This window comes from Streptomyces sp. NPDC029956 (assembly GCF_055574655.1).
In genome coordinates, this window is sequence record NZ_JBVHZJ010000015.1 from 137442 (window position 1) to 158594 (window position 21153).

Sequence of the window (21153 nt, forward strand, 5' to 3'; positions counted from 1 at the left end):
GCGCTACGGGGCACTGCGGTGCCGTACGGGGAAGGGCCGGGGAGTACGACTCCCCGGCCCTTCCCCGTGTACGGCGACGTGTGCGGCGACGTCGACGCGTACGGCGGTCCCGCGCCCGTCCTCAGCGCTCCAGGAAGGCGAACAGCGCCTCCCAGCGATCCGTGATCCGGTCGGCGGAGTACCGCTTCACGTTCTCGAAGGCCGCGTCGCCCATACGGTTCCGCAGCTCCTCGTCGGTGATCAGCGTGCTGATGCGGCCGCCGAGCTCCACGGTGTTGCCGAGCCGGGCGAGCAGACCGTCCTCGCCGTCCCGGATGATCTCGCGCACCCCCGGCGCGCAGTCGAACGCGGCGCAGGGCACCCCGGCCGCCATCGCCTCCAGGAGGGTGATCGGAAAGCCCTCGGCACGCGAGGCCTGGGCGAAGACCGAGGCCCGGGAGAGCGCCCCGAGGACGTCGTTGGTACGCCCCATCCACTCGACGGAGCCGTCGAGACCGAGGGCGGTCGTGCGGTGCCGCAGCGACTCCTCCTCGTCCCCGGCGCCGTAGATCCGCAGCGTCCACTCGGGGTGGCGGTGCGCGATCTCGGCCCAGCTGTCGAGCAGTATGTCCACGCCCTTCTCGTGCGAGAGGCGGCCGACGGAGACGACGGCCTTCTCGGTGCGCGGCACCGGCGCCGAGGGCATGAAGGGCAGGGCGTTGGGCATGTGGCCGACGTTGTCCATGCCGGCCCGGATCCAGCGGTCCGCGTCGCCGGGGGTGAGGACGAGCAGCCGGTCGACGTCCCGGTAGTAGCGCTTCACCCGGGCGAGCCGGGAGGCGGCCGCGCTCGCGGCGTACGACTCGTGGCTCATGCCGATGACGACGAGGCCCTTGGTGTCGGCGAGCGACACCCATTCCATCGCCCACACCTGGGTGACGATCACCACGGCCCCGGGCCGGGCGGCGGCGAACAGGGCCGTCATCCGCTCGGCCCGCTCCCGCATCCCGGCGGCGCGGACCGCGTGCCGTCGGCGCTCTGCGGCGTTGAGCCGGCCCTTGAGGCCGCGCAGCGAGCGGACCTGCGGCGGGTGCGCGTCGTACAGCGTGGTGGTCGGGTACGGCAGGGGCTCGGGGAAGTCGTGCCCGCGTCCCTCGGGAGCCGGCCGGATCCCGATGACGTGCACCCGGTGGCCCCGGTCGGTGAACGCCCCGGCCATCTGGTGCGTCCAGGTCGTCACCCCGCCCATCTCGTCCACGCTGTTGGAGACGATGAAGATGTCACGGCCGCCGTCGGCGGGGGACGCGGGCGTCCCCTGGGTCTCGTTGGTCACTTCCCGCTCCCGGTGAAGAAGGTGGTGACGATCCGGCGGGCCGCGTCGCCCCGGTCGTACTCGCTGAAGTCCGCGTTGAACCGCTGCCGCGCCGCCGCGTACTTGGCATCGGCCTCGTCCGGCAGGTTGGCGATCACTCCGAAGAGCTCGTCCTCCGTGGCCACCACGGGACCGGGGGCGTGTTCCTTCAGGTCGAAGTAGGTGCCCCGGTTCTCGTTGGCGTACTCGTCGTAGTCGTACGCGAAGAAGACCATCGGGCGGTCCAGCAGCCCGTAGTCGAACATCACGGACGAGTAGTCGGTGATCAGCCCGTCGGCGAGGGCGAGCAGCGGGGTGACGTCGTGGAGGCGGGACACGTCGACGACCCGTCCCCGGACCGACGGCGGCAGCGACACGCTGTTCAGGTAGTGCGTCCTGATCAGCAGCGTGTAGGTGTCGCCGAAGCGGTCGGCGAACGCCTCGATGTCGAAGGGGGCCTCGAAGGCACGGACCTTGCCGCCGGGCGCCGCGCGGAACGTCGGCGCGTACAGCAGGATCTTCTTCTCCGGGTCGATGCCCAGCTCGGCCGCGAGCGGTCCGCGCTCCCGGCGGCCCGTCCTCGCCTCCTCGCGCCGCGCCTCGGCGAGGCCGTCGTTGCGCGGGTAGCCGAGGGGCAGCAGCGTCTCGTCGCGGAGCCGGAAGGCCCGTGCGAGGGTGCGCCGGTCGTGCTCGCCGCGGATCAGGAAGTGGTCGAAGCGGTCCAGGGCCTGCTGGAAGGAGACCTGGGCGGCGAGGCCGCGCGACTTGGTGTGGGGCTCGTCGAAGCCCATCCGCTTGAGGGCCGTGCCGTGCCAGGTCTGGATGTACGTGGTCCCCGGGCGCTTGGTGAGCCGCAGCGGGAAGCCCTGGTTGTCGATCCAGAACTCGGCCTGGGCGAGCGCCCGCAGATAGGGCCAGCTCCACCGCTTCACCAGGGTGGCGTCCTCGGGGAAGCCGGTCGGCTTCGCCCCCGAGTACGACCAGACGGCCCCGAAGGCGACGCCCTGGCGGCGCATCTCCTCGTAGATCGCCCGGGGGCTGTCGCTGTACTGCTTGCCGAGGTGGCTCTCGAAGACCACCAGGCCCTTGCGGATCGGCAGCCGGCTGTAGACCTCGTGGTAGACGCGCAGTTTGGTCTCGCCCGAGTTCAGGTCCTTCTTCGCCCTGAGCAGGCGGCGCAGGCTCGTCTTCGCCAGCCGGGCGGTGCGCCCGTGCATGGCCCCCTCGATCATCGCCGTGGTGCGCAGGGCGGCCCTGCCCTCGGCGGTGAGGACGTAGGACAGATTGCCCTTCCTGGTGACCTCGGGCGCGAACCGGTCGGACACCAGCTTGGTCAGCCGGGGGCGGATCCGCAGGCTGTCGGCCTCGTCGACGGGGGCGCCGCCGACGGACACCCGGGTCCGCAGGTCCTGGCCGTCGACCGTGAGGATCAGCCGGACGTCCCAGACGGCGTCGATGATGCCGAGCGGGCGGACCGTGCGGGCGATGTCCGCCTCGCCCTCCCACTCGATCCAGGCGCCGGCGTGCCGGAGCGTGGTGACCGGGATGCGGGCGGTCCTGCCGCCGACGCTGCGGCGGGCGGAGAACTCGAGGACCGCGCCGAGCTCGGCGTCCGGGCGGATCCGGCCCAGCGGGTTGACGATCCGTCCTGCGAGGCTGACGACCCCCGCCCTGCTGGAGTACGAGGTCAGCCGGTTGCCCAGGGCGAGCGAGGTCAGCGGTTTCGCGTCGTAGCGGGACGAGGTGACGTCCAGGATCTGACGGCCCTGCTCGGTGTCCAGGTGCTCGGCGCACCAGTAGACCTGCCCGTCCCGCTCGGCGAGCGGGGTGGTGAGCCGGCCCGGGTTGGTGAGCGCGTCGGTGGCCGGGAGGAGGTTGGGCCAGTCCTCCTTGCTGAGCAGGTAGGCGCAGATGGCGTGCATGCGCTGCACCTCCTCGTACGCCCGGGGGTCGATCTCGGCGAGGTAGCCGTTGGCCAGCCGGGCGAACTCGCGCCGGTAGTCGTCGCCGAGCAGCGGCAGGTCGCGCAGGTGGAGGACGAGATCGTGCTTGAGGAACTTGATGTCCTTGCGGTACTTGAGCTCGTCGTAGCCCCTGCTCTCCAGGAGGGCGTCCACCCGCCGGTGGATCTCCATGCGGTGCACGAAGTTGGCGATCTCGTGGCGCCGGTTGCTGATCGACTTGGCGGCGGCGCTCTCCTGCACGTTCCAGTGGTAGACGTGGTTCGGGATGAGCGTGATCCGGCGCGCGGCGACATAGGCCTGGGCCGAGAAGAGCAGGTCCTCGTAGTGGATGCCGACCGGGAACTCCAGGCCCTGTTCGAGGAGGAACGCGCGCCGGTAGCACTTGTTCGTCGACAGGGTGTCGAACACCAGCAGGTCGGACAGCTCGGTGATCGACTCGATCGTCCGGGTCCGGGAGTAGAGCCAGGGATACCACTCGGTGGTCTTCTTGTGGCGGCTGTCGAGGTGGACACGGACGCACAGGCCGGAGACCAGGTCGGAGCCGGTGCTCTCGGCGGCGTCGAGCATGTTGCGGCAGGCGTTGCGCTCCAGCACGTCGTCGCTGTCGAGGAACATGACGTACGTGCCGGTGGCTTGCCGGATGCCGTGGTTGCGAGGGGCGCCGCAGCCGCCGCTGTTCTTCGGCAGCTGGAACGCCCGGACCCGGTCCGGGTTCTCGGCGGCGAGAGCCTGGGCGACCGTGAAGGTGTCGTCCTTGCTGCAGTCGTCGACGATGACGACCTCGACGCCGTGCAGGGTCTGCTCCAGCACCGACCGGACGGCCGTCGGCAGACGCTCTGCGTCGTTGTAGGCGATGACGACCACGGAGACGTCAGGCACGTGCACCTCGATTCACTTGTCGTTCGTCCACTCCTCCTCAAACTACCTGGTGTTCACCATCCGTTACGCAATGTCACCCTTCGCAGGGGTGTTCGGTCAGGATCGGTTGATCCGGTCCACGCCGTAGTACCCGGCCGTACACCGGGCGGCCCAGTCCTTCTCGTACACCGTCGTGAAGAAGGGTTCGGCGAGTCGGCCGATGTGCAGCGGGCGGTACGTGACCTCGCTGCGGCCGGCCGCCACCTCCGCCCTGATCCGGGCGTCCTGCCGGTCCCATGCCAGGCTGCGCGCCACCGTCTGCGTGGTCAGCGTCCGCACCTCGGGCACCAGGGCCACCGTGCTCGCCACGGCGACGGCGCCGGTGGCGACCAGGGCCGCGAGCCGGGCGGCGCGGACACCGGGGGGTGACGACGGTGCCCCGTGCTCGGGTCCGTCCCCGGCGGACGCCGTCGACGGCGCGGCGAGCCCGCGCCCCAGGCGGTACCCCAGCCAGGCCCCGTAGCCGCAGAGAGCCAGCAGGAACGGCACGACGAAACTTGTCCACGTGCGCGCGTACGTCCAGCCGGTCGCCCCGTAACCGCTGCGCAGTCCGTACGCGGCGACCAGGCTCCCGAGCACGATCAGCGGCAGGGGCAGCACCAGGACGGCGACCCGAAACGTTCCGCCCGAGGCCCGGCCGCTCCCGGCGTCCTCGCCGTCCGCCCCCGTCGCCCCGCCGTCCGGCCGGCGGGCCGAGAGGGCCACCGCCAGGCCCAGGAGCACCCCGGCGGCGAGAGCGCCGACGTACGCCCACTGCCCGCCGATCGTCTCCCAGATCCGGTACCAGTCGCGGACCGTCTCCCCGGCCCCGGACAGGGTCAGCGGCTCCTTCGGCTGCTGGGTGCGCCGCCAGCGGGCGCCCGGGGAGGTGGTGAGCAGCACCAGACCGATCACGAGGCCCAGACACCAGGCCGCGCACCAGGTCGACGCGAACCGGTCGCGCGTCCGGCCGAACCGGGGCAGGCAGAGCACGCCCGCCGCCGCGGCGATCAGCCCGGACATCGCGACGAAGGGCTCGCTGAGCATGCCGGCCGCCGTACCGAGGACGGCCGCGGCGCCGACGGCGGTGCCCCGCGCCCAGCGCCGGCGACTGCGGGCCGCCCACACGGCCGACAGGACCGCCCAGACGCCGAGGATGCTCGGGAACGTGTGGGAGATGGTGGCCGGAGCCCAGAGCAGCGCCTGGTACGGGCGGGTCCCCGCGAAGAACAGCAGCGCTTCGAGCACCAGGACCGCCGCCGCGGCCGCCGCCGCGGGGAACGGCAGACGGAGCGCCCGCAGCGTGGCGCGGGCGAGGAGGAACAGTCCCGAGCCGAGCGCGACCACGAGGAACGCGGGCAGCAGTTTCGGCCCCCGCATGTCGTCGGAGTAGAGCAGCCCGGTCAGGAGGGCGTTGGTGACGCGTCCGTTCTGGGTCAGGTAGAAGTCCGACGTGATGCCGAGGACCCCCAGGTCCCGGGTCTTCCACAGGGCGCACCAGTCGTCCGACGTGGGACGTACGTACAGACCGAGGAAGGCGCCGACCGAGAGCAGCGCGCCCGCTCCGGTGGCGATGACCAGCGTGATCCAGGGGAGTACCTGCCGGAGTCCGCGCGCCGGGTCGGTGTTCTCTTCGTCGTCGTCCGACATCCGTGCGTCACCGAGGTCCGACAGGGTCGTTCTACTCACGGGGCATTGCTCCAGGGGGCCGAGTTCCGTGGCACGAGGGCGCCGCCTCCGTGGCGTCGCCAAGGTATCGGCACAACGGGTCTCTATGAGTGACAAAAGACAAAAAATGCCACGTATATCAATATCCGCCCCGCATGCTTTGCCGCATGGACGACATGCCGACCGGGGGCGGCCACCCGGGCGACGCCGGACGGTCACCGCCGCTTCGTACCGTGGCCGCGCTGCTCGAAGGCGAGTTCGGTGGCGGTCCCTCAGGACGTACTCTTGCCCATCCCTCTGGAGTGACCGTTCATGACCAGGCTTTCCGTCGTCGTCCCCTGCTTCAACGAGGAGGACGTCGTCGAACGCTTCGACGCGCGGATGCGCCAGGTGCTCGACACGCTCCCCGTCGGTTACGAGATCTGCTACGTCGACGACGGCAGCTCCGACGGAACGCTGGGCAAGCTGCGCGAGATCGCAGCCCGGCACCCGCACCGCACCCAGTACGCATCCTTCAGCCGTAACTTCGGCAAGGAGGCCGCCATGCTCGCCGGCCTGCGCAAGTCCACCGGTGACGCCGTGGTCATCATGGACGCCGACCTCCAGCACCCGCCCGAGCTCCTCGCACGCATGCTGGACCTGCACCACCAGGGCCACGACCAGGTCATCGCGCGCCGGACCCGCGAAGGCGACAAGAAGCTCCGCTCGGCGCTCAGCCGGGTGTACTACCGGGCGGTCAACCGCTGGGTCGACGTGGAACTCACCGACGGCGTGGGCGACTTCCGCCTGCTGTCCCGCCCCGCCGTCGACGCGCTGCTCTCGCTGCCCGAGTACAACCGCTTCTCCAAGGGCCTCTTCTCCTGGATCGGCTTCGACACCGTCACCTTCGACTACCAGAACGCCGCACGCGAAGGCGGTGAGACGAAGTGGAAGTTCAGCTCCCTGATCAACTACGGCATGGACGGGCTGATCTCCTTCAACAACCGCCCGCTGCGCATCGCCCTCTGGCTCGGCATGACCCTGACCGGCCTCGCCGCCCTCTACGCGGCCTGGGTCGTCGTCGCCGCCCTCACCCAGGGCGTCACCGCCCCCGGGTACGTCACCCTGGTCGCGATCGTCGCGGGACTCGGCGGCGTGCAGATGGTGATGCTGGGGCTGATCGGCGAGTACATCGGCCGTATCTACTACGAGACGAAGCGCCGGCCGCACTTCCTCGTCAAGGAGACCCACCGCTCCTTCGGCCGCGGCGCGTCCGAGCGCGCCGCCGAGCGGATCCGCGTCGTGGCCACCGAGGGAGAGCACTGATGGGAGCCGGGTCCGCCAGGACGCGGCCTCCCACGACACGGCGCGGGCGGCTCGCCGAGATCTTCCGCTTCGCGCTCGTCGGCGGCGTCAACACCGGCACCTTCTTCGGCTGTTACCTGCTGCTCCACCCGTGGATGCCGTACTTCGCCGCGTACTCCCTCGCCTTCGTCCTCAGCATGATCGGCTCCTTCTTCCTCAACACGTACTTCACCTACCGCACCCGGCCGACCTGGAAGAAGTTCGCCCTCTTCCCGCTCACCAACGTCACCAACTACCTGGTGCAGAGCGTCGGTCTGTACGCGCTCGTCACCTGGGCCGGAATGGACGACAGAATCGCGCCACTCGTCGCGGCCGTCGTCGCCATCCCCTTCACCTACCTCATCTCCCAGCGGATCCTCGTCCCCCGGAACAAGGGACAGGGCACCGACGGCTCCGGTCCAGGGAGCGAAACGGACGAGCGGCAGCCCTCCCGGCTCGCGTAGATTGCCTGGCAGCCGCGGCGGGGACACGCGGCGCGTGGGACAGCCGAGTGAGGACGACGCAGGTGGCGGCACAGGTGACGACGCAGATGACCGGAGAGACGGACGACGCGAGGCGATATGTGACGGAGGCACGCAGGATCGTCATCAAGGTCGGCTCCTCCTCCCTCACCACCGCCTCCGGAGGCCTCGACGCCGATCGCGTCGACGCCCTCGTCGACGTCCTCGCCAAGGTCCGCAGCGGCGGCGAGAAGGAGATCGTCCTCGTCTCCTCCGGCGCGATCGCCGCGGGCCTCGCCCCGCTCGGCCTCACCCGCCGTCCCAAGGACCTCGCCCGGCAGCAGGCCGCCGCCAGCGTCGGCCAGGGCCTCCTCGTCGCCCGGTACACCGCCTCCTTCGCCCGCTACGGCGTCCGCGTCGGCCAGGTCCTCCTCACCATCGACGACACCAGCAGGCGCGCGCACTACCGCAACGCCTACCGGACCCTCGACCAGCTCCTCGCGATGGGCGCGCTGCCGGTCGTCAACGAGAACGACACCGTCGCCACCGACGAGATCCGCTTCGGCGACAACGACCGGCTCGCCGCCCTCGTCGCCCATCTCGTCCGTGCCGACCTGCTCGTCCTGCTCTCCGACGTCGACGGCCTCTACGACGGGGACCCGTCCAAGCCCGGCACGTCGAGGATCGCCCAGGTCGCGGGCCCCGACGACATCGCCCATGTGGAGATCGGCTCCGCAGGGAAGGCGGGCGTCGGCACCGGCGGCATGGTCACCAAGGTCGAAGCCGCCCGGATCGCCGCCGCCGCCGGCATCCCCGTGGTCCTCACCTCCGCGAGCCGCGCCGCCGACGCCCTCGCCGGACGCGACACCGGTACGTACTTCCACCGCACCGGCCGCCGCTCCGCCGACCGGCTCCTGTGGCTGGCGCACGCCTCCACCCCGCAGGGTTCCCTGACCCTGGACGACGGAGCCGTAAGAGCCGTCGTCCAGGGCAAGAAGTCCCTGCTCGCGGCCGGTGTCGCGGGCATCGAGGGCGACTTCGTGGCCGGCGACCCGGTCGAACTGCGCGACACCGCCGGCCGGGCCGTCGCCCGCGGCCTCGTCAACTTCGACGCCAAGGAGCTGCCCCGGATGCTCGGGCGCTCCACCCCCGAGCTCGCCAGGGAACTCGGCCCCGAGTACGAGCGTGAGGTCGTCCACCGGGACGACCTGGTCGTCATCCGCTGACCCTCGCGCCCCTCCCGAAACGGCTGAAAGTGCGGCCATCCGGAAGGGACGTTTACCAAAACCGCCCCAAGTGCCGCCTCGGGCTGGTCAACTTTGTCTCGGGGGTAAGAGAGCAGGGCGGGGTACAGCACCACACGCATCACACAGGAGGCCGCCGGTGAGACGAGCGCGCCCAGGGGCACCGCCCCGAGGGACTGCCGAACGCGCCCTGACCAGTGTCGAGGCCGGAGCCGACTTCGACGAGGCACGGGACAGGTCCACGGACACCAAGACCGAGACCACCACCGAGACACGTGAGGTTCGCGAGGCGCGTGAGGCACGCGCCAAGGAACAGCCCGTGTCCAAACTCTGGCACATCACGCTCAGCGTGTCGGGTGTGGAGTCACCGCTGAAGGAGGTGCGCCGCGGGCTCGAACAACTGGCCCACGACCACCCCTTCCTGCTGACCAGCAGGTATGCCAACGACCACGCCGAGATCCGGTACTGGGAGGAGGCCCGCGACCTGCACGACGCCGCGGCCGTCGCCCTGCGCCTGTGGGGCGAGCACCGGCAGACCGCCAAGCTGCCGCCGTGGGAGATCGTCGGCCTCGAGGTCATCGACCGCGAGACCTACCACCAGCGGATCGCGGAGGGCTACGGCCCGCCGCCTGCCGCCCCGGTCGGCGTCCACCCGTACTGAACGGGGGCGCGTTCCGAGACGGCTCCCCGTGCGGGGCGTCTCGGAACGACCGGGGTACGTCTCGGAGTGCGGGATACGTGAGGGATGTCCGCAGGGGTGCCAGTACCCTGCGGGCATGACCTCGCTCACGCCCCTCGACAACCTGTCCCCGGTCACCCGGGCCGCCTACCGGGCCCGTGGCGCCGCCGCCGAAATCGCGCCACTCCCGCGTGCGACCAAGGACGACGCCCTGCTGGCGATCGCGGACGCCCTCGAAGTGCGCACCGCCGAGATCGTCGAGGCCAACGCCGAGGACATCGCCAAGGCCCGCGAAGCCGGGACCAGCGAGGCGATCATCGACCGGCTCACGCTCACCCCCGAGCGCGTCCGGGCCATCGCCGCCGACGTCCGCGACGTGGCCGCGCTGCCCGACCCCGTCGGCGAGGTCGTCCGCGGCTCGACCCTGCCCAACGGCATCGACCTGCGCCAGGTCCGCGTCCCGCTCGGCGTCGTCGGCATCATCTACGAGGCCCGCCCCAACGTCACCGTCGACGCCGCCGCCCTCTGTCTCAAGTCCGGCAACGCCGTCCTGCTCCGCGGCTCGTCCTCCGCCTACGCCTCCAACAGCGCCCTGGTCAAGGTCCTGCGCGACGCCGTCGGCGGCGCCGGACTGCCCGCGGACGCCATCCAGCTCGTCCCCGGCGAGTCCCGCGACTCGGTCCGTGAGCTGATGCGCGCCCGCGGCCTCGTCGACGTCCTCATCCCGCGCGGCGGAGCCTCCCTGATCCGGACGGTCGTCGAGGAGTCCACCGTCCCCGTCATCGAGACCGGCACCGGCAACTGCCACGTCTACGTCGACGCCCAGACCGACCTCGACATGGCCGTCGACATCCTGATCAACTCCAAGGCCCACCGGGTCAGCGTCTGCAACGCGGCCGAGACCCTCCTCGTCCACCAGGACGTCGCCGCGGCCTTCCTGCCCAGGGCCCTCGACGCGCTCGCCGACGCCGGCGTCACCGTCCACGCCGACGAGCGGGTCATCGCCTTCGCCGAGGGCTCCAAGGCCACCGTCGTACCGGCCACGCCGGAGGACTGGGAGACCGAGTACCTCTCGCACGACATCGCCGCCGCCGTCGTCGACTCCCTCGACAGGGCCGTCGATCACATCCGGACCTGGTCCTCCGGTCACACCGAGGCGATCGTGACCACCTCGCAGGCCGCGGCGCGCCGCTTCACCCAGCTGGTCGACTCCACCACGGTCGCCGTGAACGCCTCCACCCGGTTCACGGACGGCGGACAGTTCGGCTTCGGCGCGGAGATCGGCATCTCCACCCAGAAGCTGCACGCCAGGGGCCCCATGGGCCTTCCGGAGCTCACCTCGACCAAGTACATCGTCACCGGCGACGGTCACGTGCGGTAACCACTCCTTTCGGTACGGACGGATACGGGCAGGGAGGCTTCGCACTCTCCCTGCCCAAAACCACCTCGCGGGTCTACTCTGAATCCGTGCCGGACGACGTGGGGGGCACGCCGTTCCAGAACGGCGGGGACCCTGAGGACTCTGTCGACCGCGGAGGCGCCGACGAGGTCTACGCCGACGTGGTGTTCGACGAGGCCTTCGTGCGGGCCGCGACCGTCCACGAACCCACCGCCGTCGAGCGGCTCCTCGCCGCCGCCCAGGCCCGCGCGGAGGCCGAGTCGGCCCGCGCCCGCGCCGGTGGAGGATCGGGCGACGACGACCTCTACGAGGACTTCCACGACCACTCCGGCCTCACCTACGAGCCGGACGACGTCGGTGACGACGCCAGCCCCTACGGCCGCCACGGCGGCGCTCTGCGCCCCTACCGGGGCAGCGCCCGCTGGCACCGGCCCGTCGCCTGGGCCCTCGCCCTCCTCATGGGGGTCGGCATGGTGGCCCTCGCGTTCAGCGCCGTCTACCGGGGCGCGGCCGCCAACCGCCAGGACCAGGTCCCGCCGCCGGCCACGACCGGAGTCGACACGCCCAAGCCGAACCCGGCCCCGCCCGCCGCCCACGCGCCCGCGGCCCGCTCCGCGTCCCCCGAGTAGGCACGCTCCGCTTCCCCCGGGTTCACGGTCCGCCGCAGTGCCGGCGCGGTCCGTGGTGGTCCCGGATCACGGTCCGCCGCCGCGCCGGCGCGGTCCGTGTCCCCCAGGCGGCCGAGCCGCACGGCTCCGCGGCGGCGCACACACACCCCGACGGCGGAATTCTTCCGAACTTGTCGTGTACCTGGGCGTTTACCGAAGCCCCCGCGGACCTACCCTGAAGGTATGGCAGGGCGTGGCGACCCGCCTGAGGGGACACCCGAGGGTCTCCCCGGTGGTGAGGACGAGTACAGGTCCGTCGTCTTCGACGAGGCGTTCGTCCGTGCTGCCCACCTCCAGGAGTTCTCGGCCCGGGAACGGATGGACGAGCACACCGAGGCCGTCCGCAGCCGCCCCTCGTCCTGGGAGGGCCGGAGCGGTTCCCACCAGGCCCTCATGCTGGTCCTGCTGATCCTCCTCGCCTTCGGTACGGCCATCTATCTGGGCGTCCGCAACCCCTACCAGCCGCCCGCAGACCAGCGGGCCGAGCCGCTGCGGACCACCGTGGTCCCGCTGGCCCCCCAGAGCCCCGTCGTCGGCGGCGCGCCCGACCGGCTCTTCGACCACAGCCCGGTCGCCGAGTACCGCACGGGGGCCGCCGGCATCAACCTCCCCGTCGCGGGGCGCACCACCCACTTCGCCGAGAGCCAGGTCGTCGCCGCCCTGAGCATCGCCAAGGACTATCTGGTGGCCTCGTCCCTGGAACCCGATGTCCTGTCCGGGGCCACCGTGCGGCCCGCGCGGCTGCTGCTCGACCCCGACCAGCTGGAACAGTTCGACCGGAGCGTGGAGGCACCGGCCGACGACGGGCGCCACGCCCTCGCCGCCTGGCTGGTCCGCTTCGACCCGCGCCAGGCCGTCCTGGCGGACCCCGCGGCCCGTGTCCAGGGCACTCTCCGCTTCGAGGAGACCGGCCCCGACACCCTGGACGTCACCGCCGACCACACGTACACCTACGCCCTCCGCCCGGCCACCCAGGGCGCGGGACCGGTCGGTCAGGCCTCGCTCTTCACCGTCCACCGCGAGGTGCACTTCCGCTTCGACCGCGAGGACCTGCGCATGCACCGGGCCGAGCTGATGACCAGCACCGTCGAGGCGGGCCCACAGGCGTGCGGCGCGGACACCACCGGCTCCCTGAAGCCGCTCCTGGCCGGAGCGCGGGCCTCCGAGGCGGGCGGCGGACCGCCGGTCACCGACCCGTACGCCACGGGCCGGCCCGCCGCCCCCTCACTGTGCGGAGTGCTGGCGCCGGGCGCCCAGCCCTCGCTCTGAGGCCCGGAACGCCCGCTCCTCGCCAGGGGCCCCCGAGCGCCCGGTTCGGGCTTCCGGGCGTCCCCGAGCACGCGGTTCTCGCTACCGGGCGTCCCCGGTGCCGCTGTCCGGGTCGCTCTTGCCGTCCCCGGCGGTTCCGGTGGTTCCGTCGGTTCCCGTGGCGTCCGGCTTCTTCGGGGCCTGGCCGCCGCCGAAGGCGTTGCGCAGCTTCCCGCCCAGATCGCCCGCCAGGTCGCCGGCGCCACCGGCTATGTCGCCGACCAGCTTCATCAGCGGATCCTTGCTGGTCCGCACGGTGTCGGCATAGTGCCCCGCCGACTCGCGGAAGGAGTCCGTGACCGAGGTGTCCTTGTCCTCCGAGCGCTTCGGGTAGTGGCCGTCCATGATCCGCTGGAAGTCGCGGCTCTCCGACCACTTCCTCAGCTCCGCCGCCCGGACGGTGGTGAAGGGATGCGTGCGCGGCAGCACGTTGAGGATCTTGAGGACCGAGTCCCGCAGGTCCCCGGCCTTCTCGTACTCGTCGGCCTGGGCGAGGAACGCGTCCACGTTCATCTCGTGGAGGTGGTTGCCGCCCGCGATCTTCATCAGACCGCGCATCGAGGCCTGGACGTCCTGCCCGACGAGGAGCCCGGCCCGGTCGGCGGAGAGCTCCGACTTGCGGAACCACTCGCGCAGCGCCGTGACGATGGCCATGATCGCGACGTTCCCCAGCGGGATCCAGGCGATCTTGAGCGCCAGGCCGGTGAGGAAGAGCAGCACCGTGCGGTACACGGAGTGCCCGGACAGCGCGTGGCCGACCTCATGGCCGACGACCGCACGCATCTCCTCCTCGTCGAGGAGCTCCACCAGGCCGGTCGTGACGACGATGATCGGCTCGTCCAGGCCGATGCACATCGCGTTGGGCTTCGGGTCCTGCGTCACGTACATCGGCGGGACCTTCTCCAGGTCCAGGATGTAACAGGCGTCCCGCAGCATGTCGTTGAGATGGCTGAACTGCGCGTCGCTCACCCGGACGGAGTCCGAGAGGAAGAGCAGTCGAAGACTGCGCTCAGGCAGCAGTCCGCTGAGCGCCTTGAAGACCGTGTCGAAGCCGCTGAGCTTGCGCAGCGCCACCAGCGCCGAGCGGTCGGCCGGATGCTCGTAGGCCCGCGAGGAGATGCCGGGGAACCGCTTCCGCTGCCTGCTCGGCACGTTCCCCTGGTCGTTCTCGGTCATGGATGCCCCCTGTTCGTACGAGTCGATGCTCGTCCCCCTGACGAACCCCAGCCTAGGGGCTGGCGCTACGGTGTGCCGGGGCCTGTGGATAACTCGGGCACCAAGGACGACCGAGGAGCACGACCGACATGCCGGACACCGTCGACACCGCCGCCGCCCTGCTCGCGGCCGCCGCGCAGCAGGGGCCGGGTGACACGCTCCGCATCGTGCTGCTGGTCTCGATCGTGGGCGGCGCGCTGCTCGCCTGGTTCCTGCTGCGCGGCTACCGCACCGACGACTCGGGTGACGCCGGCACCGGCGAAGGCGCCGCCGGCGGCACCGGAGGCGGCCCGGGCGGCAACACGGACCGTGACGCGAGTGCCTGAGTCGGCGTGAGCCCGTCCGGACCGCCCGCATACGATGTGCGCGAAGTCTCCGCTCCCATCCCCGATCGATAGGTCTGCCGAAGATGAGCCTCCACAGCACCGCCGCCAACCTGGTCTCTCTCGCCGAGGGCGCCGAGCACGGCGGCAACCACGACAGCCTCAGCCCCTACCTCACCGGCTTCGGCGCCTTCGGCGCGCTGATGCTGCTGCTGTGGATCACCACGCGCTTCAACCGCGACCGCTGAACCGGCGACCCTGATCAGGCGTCCGCTGCCGTGCCAGTAGGCTCTGCACGCATGGGAGAGCAGGAAATGCCTACTGGCGGGCGCGGGAAGCGCCGACTCGGCGTGATGGGCGGAACCTTCGACCCGATCCACCACGGACACCTGGTGGCGGCCAGCGAGGTCGCCGCCCTGTTCCACCTGGACGAGGTCGTGTTCGTGCCGACCGGGCAGCCGTGGCAGAAGAGCGACCGGGCCGTGTCGGCGGCCGAGGACCGTTATCTGATGACGGTCATCGCGACGGCCTCCAACCCGCAGTTCTCGGTCAGCCGGATCGACATCGACCGCGGCGGCGCGACCTACACCATCGACACCCTGCGGGACCTGCGCTCCCTCAACAGCGACTCGGACCTCTTCTTCATCACCGGGGCCGACGCGCTGTCGCAGATCCTCACCTGGCGCGACGCCGAGGAACTCTTCTCGCTCGCGCACTTCATCGGCGTCACCCGGCCGGGCCACGACCTCACCGACGACGGACTGCCCAAGGGCGGCGTCTCGCTGGTCGAGGTGCCCGCGCTCGCCATCTCCTCCACCGACTGCCGGGCGAGGGTCGCACAGGGCGATCCCGTCTGGTACCTGGTTCCGGACGGCGTGGTGCGCTACATCGACAAGCGCCAGTTGTACCGCGGCGAGTGAGCTTCGGGGAGGGCCACCGGTGAACGATCAGCAGCATCCGTACGACCCGTACTATCCGCAGCCGCAGATCATCGGCTACGACGAGTACGGGCAGCCGGTGTACCAGCAGCCGCAGCAGGGCTACGGATACGACCCGTACGCCCAGCAGCAGTATCCGGAGCAGCAGCAGTACCAGGAGCAGCCCCCGCAGTACCAGGGGCAGTCCCAGCAGCAGCCTCAGCCGTCCCACGAGCCGCAGTACGACCCGTACGGACAGCAGGGCTACAGCTACCCCTCCTACGACACGGGGCAGCAGTGGGCCGCCCAGCCCGAAGCAGCCGCACCCGTCGCGCAGGCCGCTCCCGTACCCCCTGTGGCGCCGGCCGCGCCCGTCGCGGCGCCCGCCGGGGTCCCCGGCCAGCGCCCCGCCTCCGAGCGTCCCGCGCCGGCCAGGCGCGCCCCCGACGACGACCGTGAGTACCGCACCGAGCAGTTCTCGTTCATCGAGGAGCCGGACGAGGACTCCGAGGACGTCATCGACTGGCTGAAGTTCACCGAGAGCCGTTCCGAGCGGCGCGAGGAGGCCAGGCGCCGGGGCCGCAACCGGATCATCGCCCTCGTCGTCGTGCTCGTCCTCGCGGTCGTGGGCGGCGTCGGCTACCTCTGGTCCGCGGGGAAGCTCCCCGGGGCGCCCGAAGAGGAGCGGAAGGGGAACACCGCGACCGGTCCGCAGAAGCGCGACACGATCGTCGTCCACCTCCACAACACCACGGGAGGCGGGACCTCCACCGTCCTGCTCGTCAACAACACCACCACCGGCCAGGGCACCTCGGTCCTGATCCCCAACTCCGTCGTCGTCGCCGACGCCGAGGGCGCCGCGACCACCCTCGGCAAGTCGGTCGAGGACGACGGGTCCGGCGGGACCCGCGAGGCGATCGGCAACCTCCTGGGCGCCCCGATCACCGGCACCTGGCGCCTGGACACGCCGTATCTGGACACCCTCGTCGACCTCGTCAGCGGTATCGAGACGGACACCGACACCGACGTGCCCGACACGAAGAAGGGCGCCGTCGAACCGCTGGTCAGGAAGGGCGAGAAGCAGTCCCTGAACGGCCGCGCCGCCGTCGCCTACGCGACCTACCGGGCCCCCGGCGAGGCCGAGACCAAGCAGCTCCAGCGCTTCGGACAGGTCATGTACGGGGTGCTGCGCAAGATCTCGGACAACCCCGAGTCCGCCACGATGACCGTCGAGAGCCTCACCCAGATCTTCGACCCCTCGCTCTCCGAGAAGGACCTGGGCGCCGCGCTGGCCAAGCTCGCCGAGCACGCGAAGGTCGGCGACTACAAGACGGCCCTGCTCCCGGTGGGCCAGGACGGCGCGCTGACCGAGGGCGCGAGCGACAGTGTGGTGAAGGACATCCTGGGCGGAAAGGTCACCGCCCCCGAGGCGGGCGACGTGCCCCGGGTCTCGCTGCGGGACGGTTCCGGCAAGAAGGCGACCGAGGCGGCCCGGATCGTCCTGATCAACGGCGGCTACGCCTTCGTGGGCGGCGGCGACGCGGACACCCGGGAGAAGTCGCAGGTCGTCTACGGCGACGACCTCCAGAAGGCGACGGCGGTCGAGGTGGCCAAGACGCTGGGCCTTCCGGCCGGCTCGGTCACCAAGGGCAAGACCTCGGGAGCCGCCGCCGTGACCGTGATTCTGGGCCAGGACTACAAGGTGCCGGAGGCCTCGTAACGGCGCTCCGGAAAACGTTGGCGGGGCCGTCGGCGGTCCGTGAGACCCTGGAGGGGTACTGGACCGCCGACGAAAGCCTGCTTGTGACCGCCACGGATCGTTCCATCGAGCTCGTCAACGCCGCCGCTCAGGCGGCCGCCGACCGGCTCGCGCACGACATCATCGCGTACGACGTCAGCGATGTGCTGTCGATCACCGACGCCTTCCTGCTCGCCTCCGCGCCCAACGACCGCCAGGTCAAGTCGATCGTCGACGAGATCGAGGAGCGCCTCAACAAGGACCTCGGCGCCAAGCCGGTCCGCCGTGAGGGCGACCGCGACGCGCGCTGGATCCTCCTGGACTACGTCGACATCGTCGTCCACGTCCAGCACAGCGAGGAGCGTGTCTTCTACGCGCTCGAGCGCCTGTGGAAGGACTGCCCCGAGCTCGCGCTCCCCGAGGACGCGGCGAAGACCCGCGGCAAGGGTGCCGAGCACGCCGCCCTGACCGGCGTCGACCTCTCCGAGCACGCCGCCGGGCTGCCCGACGGACCGGACGGTGAGCTGAGCTGAGCACCACCAAGGGCGGCACTGGCCGCCGCATCGTTCTCTGGCGTCATGGCCAGACCTCCTGGAACCTGGAGCGCCGCTTCCAGGGCTCGACCGACATCGAGCTCACCGAGGCCGGCGTCGCCCAGGCGCGCCGGGCCGCCCGGCTGCTCGCCGCGCTGAAGCCGGACGCCATCGTGGCCTCGGACCTGAAGCGGGCGGCGGCCACCGCCGCCGAGCTGGCCGCTCTCACCGGTCACGCCGTCGGCCACGACTCCGCGCTGCGCGAGACGTACGCGGGGGAGTGGCAGGGGCTGACCCACGACGAGATCGTGGCGCGGTACGGCGAGCAGTACGCCGCGTGGAAGCGCGGCGAGCCCGTGCGCCGGGGCGGCGGCGAACTGGAGACCGAGGTGGCCGACCGGGCCGCCCCGGTGGTCCTGGAGCACGCCGACAAGCTTCCCGAGGACGGCACGCTCGTCGTGGTCAGCCACGGCGGCACGATCCGCACCACCATCGGCCGGCTCCTCGGCCTGGAGTCCCAGCACTGGGAGAGCCTCGGTGGCCTCTCGAACTGCTGCTGGTCGGTTCTCGGCGAGGGCGCGCGCGGCTGGCGTCTGATGGAGCACAACGCGGGCACGCTGCCCGAGCCGGTCCTCGGCGACGACGACTGAGCCCCACGACCGGCCTGCCGGACCCGGATTTCACTTTCCGGCAGGTCACAGGCTAAAGTTCTTCTTGTTCGCAGCGCAGAGCGCGAAGAACACGAGGGGCTATAGCTCAGTTGGTAGAGCGCCTGCATGGCATGCAGGAGGTCAGGAGTTCAATTCTCCTTAGCTCCACAGTCACCGGATCCCGTCCCCAGCAGGGGGCGGGATCCGTCGTTCCCGGGGTTCGTCGTCGTCCCGGGGTTCACCACCCCCGGTCCCGGTCGTCGTACGGGGTTCGTCGCTCCCGATTCCGGTCGCTCTACGGCGTTCGCCGTTCCGTCACCTCCCGCAGGGACGCGAGCCCGTGGCGACTCTCCTCGTCGTTCGGCGTGTAGGCCACGATCCGGCACTCCGGCATCCCGTTCACCGAGAGGGAGACCGAGGTCAGCCTGACCTCGCCGGTCCGCGGGTTGCGGAAGACCTTGACCCGTGTCCCCGGCGGGACCACGTCGCCGCTGCGCCACAGCCGGACGAACTCCGGGCTGGCCTCCGCGAGAGCCCGTACGAACTCCTCCCAGGCCGGCTCGCCGACATGGCGGCCGTACGCGCCCCGCAGCTGGGCCACCATCAGCGGAAGCTCCCGCTTCCGGTCGACCACCGGGCAGGTGGGCCCGGTGTCGCCGAACAGCGTCCACAGCACGTTGCGGATGCCGAACGGGCCCGTGTCCTGGTCGTCCCGGCCTGCCTGGAAGAAGAGCAGCTCGTACATGGCGTTGGTCGCCAGCACGTCGTACCGCGCGTTGTAGAGCACCGCCGGGTGCGGATCCAGGGCGTCCAGGATCCCCTGGATCTCCGGGCTCACCACCGCCACGTCCGAGCCCGACCGCTCCGGCGCGTACGGCACCTCGGCCAGGTGGTAGAGGTGCTCGCGCTCGGGCCGGTCGAGACGGAGCGTCCTTGCCACCGCGTCGAGCACCTGCGCCGAGGCGTTGATCGGGCGCCCCTGCTCCAGCCACGTGTACCAGGTGACGCCGACGCCGGAGAGCTGGGCGACCTCCTCGCGCCGCAGTCCGGGCGTACGGCGGCGGAACCCCGGGGGCATCCCCACGTCCTCCGGTGTCACCCTGGCCCGGCGGCTGCGCAGGAACGCGGCCAGCTCCGGCCGTCGGCGTCGCTGTGTCGGTACCGCTGCCACGATCGTCACACCCCCATGGTCGAGTCCCCGTGCCGCCGCTGCCAGGTGGTGTCAGTACCAGCATCAGCGGGCTCTCGTTACCCGTATCCGATCGAGGTCACGCTCGGCGTATGACCTCGACCACAACACGTCCCGCACCCAGTAAAGACGGTGGCACCGACAACCGCCCCGGACTGTTGCTCGGCGTGGTTCTCGCCGCCCAGTTCATGGCGCTCCTCGACGTCTTCATCGTCAACGTCGCCGCGCCCACGATCCGTGTCGAACTCTCCGCGTCCGGAGCCGCGCTCCAGCTCGTCGTCGCCGGGTACACCGTCGCCTACGCGGTGTTGCTGATCACCGGGGCCCGTCTCGGCGCCCTCCTCGGACACCGCCGGATGTACCTCGGCGGGCTCGCCCTCTTCACCGCGGCCTCCCTCGCCTGCGGACTCGCCGGCGGAACCGGCCAGTTGATCGCCTTCCGGCTCGCGCAGGGAGCGGGCGCCGCCCTGATGATCCCTCAGGTCCTGAGCCTCATCCAGCGAGAGTTCACCGGCGAGCGCCGTGTGAAGGCGCTCAGTGCCTACTCCGCGGTCCTGGCCACCGGCGCCGCCGCCGGGCAGGTCGTCGGCGGGATCCTGGTGAGCGCCGACCTCTTCGGCACCGGCTGGCGGCCCGTCTTCCTCGTCAACGTCCCGATCGGCATCGCCCTGCTCGTCCTCGGTGCCCGCGTCCTGCCCCGTGACGCCCGGACCGGGGCCACGCGTGCGCGTGCCCTCGATCTGCCGGGACTCGTCCTGCTCGCCGGTGCCGTGTCCCTGCTGACCGTCCCCCTGGTCCTCGGCCAGGAACAGGACTGGCCCCTGTGGTCCTGGCTCTCGCTCGGCGGCTCCCTGGTGCTTCTCGCCCTCTTCGGCGCGTACGAGTCGCGGCTCGCCCGGCGCGGCGGCGCCCCGCTCATCGCCCCGCGGGTGCTGCGGCTCCCGGGCATGGGGCGGGCCGTCCTCTGGATCGCGGTGTCGATGGGCGTCAACGCCGGCTTCCTGTTCACCCTCACCCTGCACCTGCAGGGCGGTCTCGGCCACAGTGCGCTGCGCGCCGGGCTCACCTTCGGTCCCGCCGCCGTCGTCTTCGGCACCGTCGGCCTGACCTGGCGGCGCTGGCCGGCCCGGCTCCACCGCGCGCTGATCCCGGGCGGATTCCTGCTCGCCGCCGTGGGAGCCCTCGCCGTCGGCGGGCTGCTCGCCGACGGCGGTGCGGGCGGCTGGGCGCTCTACCCGGCCCTGGGGACGCTCGGCGCCGGGCTCTCGCTGGCCTTCAGCCCCGCCCTGACCGGCGCGCTGGCCACCGTACGACCGGAGGACGCCGCCGACGCGAGCGGGCTGCTCGCCACCGTCACCCAGCTCGGCCAGCTCATCGGGGTCGCCGCGTTCGGGACCCTGTTCCTCGCCGCGGCGGACGGATCCGGAGCACAGAACTCCGCCGACGCGCTCCGGACGACCATGATCGCCCTGGCCGTCGCCGCCCTCGTCGGCGCGATGGCCGGACCGTGGCGCCGAGCACGCTGACCCCCTTGCGGGGCCATGGCAGAATCGGACGGCCGGAGGGGGACGAGGATCCGGACGGGAGGGTGGCCCAAGTGCTCGGCGACAACGGCGGGGTGTCCTATGGGTGCACGGCCTGCGGCCA

At 71.4% G+C, this 21153-nt stretch carries 19 protein-coding genes and 1 tRNA gene; 15 read left to right on the plus strand and 5 right to left on the minus strand.

All coding sequences use genetic code 11. The features are described 5' to 3' along the window. Positions 1 to 121 precede the first annotated feature (121 nt). From ACZ4XX_RS15040 to ACZ4XX_RS15050, 3 genes are all read right to left on the minus strand, one after another. Positions 122 to 1228: a glycosyltransferase gene (locus ACZ4XX_RS15040; RefSeq protein WP_468508393.1), complete on the minus strand. Its 1107-nt coding sequence runs from the start codon at positions 1226 to 1228 to the stop codon at positions 122 to 124. Positions 1229 to 1308: 80 nt separating this feature from the next. Next, positions 1309 to 4179 (minus strand): bifunctional glycosyltransferase/CDP-glycerol:glycerophosphate glycerophosphotransferase, encoded by a 2871-nt coding sequence (locus tag ACZ4XX_RS15045; protein WP_468508364.1) that lies wholly within the window; start codon positions 4177 to 4179, stop codon positions 1309 to 1311. 90 nt (positions 4180 to 4269) lie between these two features. Then, the gene (locus ACZ4XX_RS15050) at positions 4270 to 5880 is read right to left on the minus strand and encodes a DUF6056 family protein (protein WP_468508365.1); all 1611 of its coding nucleotides are present in this window, start codon (positions 5878 to 5880) and stop codon (positions 4270 to 4272) included. Between the two features lie 291 nt (positions 5881 to 6171). Between ACZ4XX_RS15050 and ACZ4XX_RS15055 the strand changes: the two genes are divergently transcribed. The 7 genes from ACZ4XX_RS15055 (at position 6172) to ACZ4XX_RS15085 (ending at position 12902) form a co-directional block, all read left to right on the plus strand. Next, positions 6172 to 7164, plus strand: a complete 993-nt coding sequence (locus tag ACZ4XX_RS15055; RefSeq protein ID WP_468508366.1) for a glycosyltransferase family 2 protein — start codon at positions 6172 to 6174, stop codon at positions 7162 to 7164. Continuing rightward, positions 7164 to 7646 carry a GtrA family protein gene (locus ACZ4XX_RS15060; protein ID WP_468508367.1) on the plus strand — a complete coding sequence of 161 codons (483 nt, stop codon included), beginning with the start codon at positions 7164 to 7166 and terminating at the stop codon, positions 7644 to 7646. The genes ACZ4XX_RS15055 and ACZ4XX_RS15060 overlap by 1 nt, the downstream gene beginning before the upstream one ends. 86 nt (positions 7647 to 7732) lie before the next feature. Then, a complete protein-coding gene (gene proB, locus ACZ4XX_RS15065; protein WP_468508368.1) occupies positions 7733 to 8869 on the plus strand; it encodes a glutamate 5-kinase in 1137 nt (378 codons plus the stop codon). A gap of 157 nt (positions 8870 to 9026) precedes the next feature. Then, positions 9027 to 9548 (plus strand): hypothetical protein, encoded by a 522-nt coding sequence (locus ACZ4XX_RS15070; protein WP_187624528.1) that lies wholly within the window; start codon positions 9027 to 9029, stop codon positions 9546 to 9548. A 115-nt stretch (positions 9549 to 9663) separates the two neighbouring features. After that, on the plus strand, positions 9664 to 10947 hold the full coding sequence (locus ACZ4XX_RS15075; protein ID WP_468508369.1) for a glutamate-5-semialdehyde dehydrogenase: 1284 nt from the start codon (positions 9664 to 9666) through the stop codon (positions 10945 to 10947). A gap of 86 nt (positions 10948 to 11033) precedes the next feature. Beyond that, positions 11034 to 11594 (plus strand): SCO2584 family spore wall biosynthesis protein, encoded by a 561-nt coding sequence (locus ACZ4XX_RS15080; protein WP_468508370.1) that lies wholly within the window; start codon positions 11034 to 11036, stop codon positions 11592 to 11594. A 222-nt stretch (positions 11595 to 11816) separates the two neighbouring features. Next, entirely contained in the window at positions 11817 to 12902 is a 1086-nt protein-coding gene (locus ACZ4XX_RS15085; protein ID WP_468508371.1) for an SCO2583 family membrane protein, read from the plus strand. Between the two features lie 81 nt (positions 12903 to 12983). Here ACZ4XX_RS15085 and ACZ4XX_RS15090 read toward each other — a convergent pair whose 3' ends face one another. Further along, the gene (locus ACZ4XX_RS15090; RefSeq protein ID WP_468508372.1) at positions 12984 to 14117 is read right to left on the minus strand and encodes a M48 family metallopeptidase; all 1134 of its coding nucleotides are present in this window, start codon (positions 14115 to 14117) and stop codon (positions 12984 to 12986) included. Between the two features lie 128 nt (positions 14118 to 14245). Between ACZ4XX_RS15090 and ACZ4XX_RS15095 the strand changes: the two genes are divergently transcribed. From ACZ4XX_RS15095 to ACZ4XX_RS15125, 7 genes are all read left to right on the plus strand, one after another. Then, positions 14246 to 14482, plus strand: a complete 237-nt coding sequence (locus tag ACZ4XX_RS15095) for a hypothetical protein (RefSeq protein ID WP_468508395.1) — start codon at positions 14246 to 14248, stop codon at positions 14480 to 14482. Between the two features lie 83 nt (positions 14483 to 14565). Next, complete coding sequence (locus tag ACZ4XX_RS15100; RefSeq protein ID WP_173861696.1) at positions 14566 to 14727, plus strand: hypothetical protein; 162 nt, start codon at positions 14566 to 14568, stop codon at positions 14725 to 14727. A gap of 51 nt (positions 14728 to 14778) precedes the next feature. Next, entirely contained in the window at positions 14779 to 15399 is a 621-nt protein-coding gene (nadD, locus tag ACZ4XX_RS15105) for a nicotinate-nucleotide adenylyltransferase (protein ID WP_079042300.1), read from the plus strand. A gap of 19 nt (positions 15400 to 15418) precedes the next feature. Next, positions 15419 to 17116 carry an LCP family protein gene (locus ACZ4XX_RS15110; RefSeq protein ID WP_468508373.1) on the plus strand — a complete coding sequence of 566 codons (1698 nt, stop codon included), beginning with the start codon at positions 15419 to 15421 and terminating at the stop codon, positions 17114 to 17116. Between the two features lie 83 nt (positions 17117 to 17199). Further along, positions 17200 to 17667 carry a ribosome silencing factor gene (gene rsfS, locus ACZ4XX_RS15115; RefSeq protein ID WP_319309319.1) on the plus strand — a complete coding sequence of 156 codons (468 nt, stop codon included), beginning with the start codon at positions 17200 to 17202 and terminating at the stop codon, positions 17665 to 17667. Beyond that, positions 17664 to 18317 carry a histidine phosphatase family protein gene (locus tag ACZ4XX_RS15120; protein WP_468508394.1) on the plus strand — a complete coding sequence of 218 codons (654 nt, stop codon included), beginning with the start codon at positions 17664 to 17666 and terminating at the stop codon, positions 18315 to 18317. Before rsfS ends, ACZ4XX_RS15120 begins: the two co-directional genes overlap by 4 nt. A 95-nt stretch (positions 18318 to 18412) precedes the next feature. Beyond that, positions 18413 to 18485, plus strand: a tRNA-Ala gene (locus ACZ4XX_RS15125). 127 nt (positions 18486 to 18612) lie between these two features. On the opposite strand, the gene ACZ4XX_RS15130 is transcribed toward ACZ4XX_RS15125, so the two are convergent. After that, positions 18613 to 19497, minus strand: coding sequence for a helix-turn-helix transcriptional regulator (locus ACZ4XX_RS15130; protein ID WP_468508374.1), 885 nt, complete (start codon positions 19495 to 19497; stop codon positions 18613 to 18615). A 101-nt stretch (positions 19498 to 19598) separates the two neighbouring features. On the opposite strand from ACZ4XX_RS15130, the gene ACZ4XX_RS15135 reads away from it, so the two are divergent. After that, on the plus strand, positions 19599 to 21032 hold the full coding sequence (locus ACZ4XX_RS15135) for an MFS transporter (protein WP_468508375.1): 1434 nt from the start codon (positions 19599 to 19601) through the stop codon (positions 21030 to 21032). Positions 21033 to 21153: the final 121 nt, after the last annotated feature.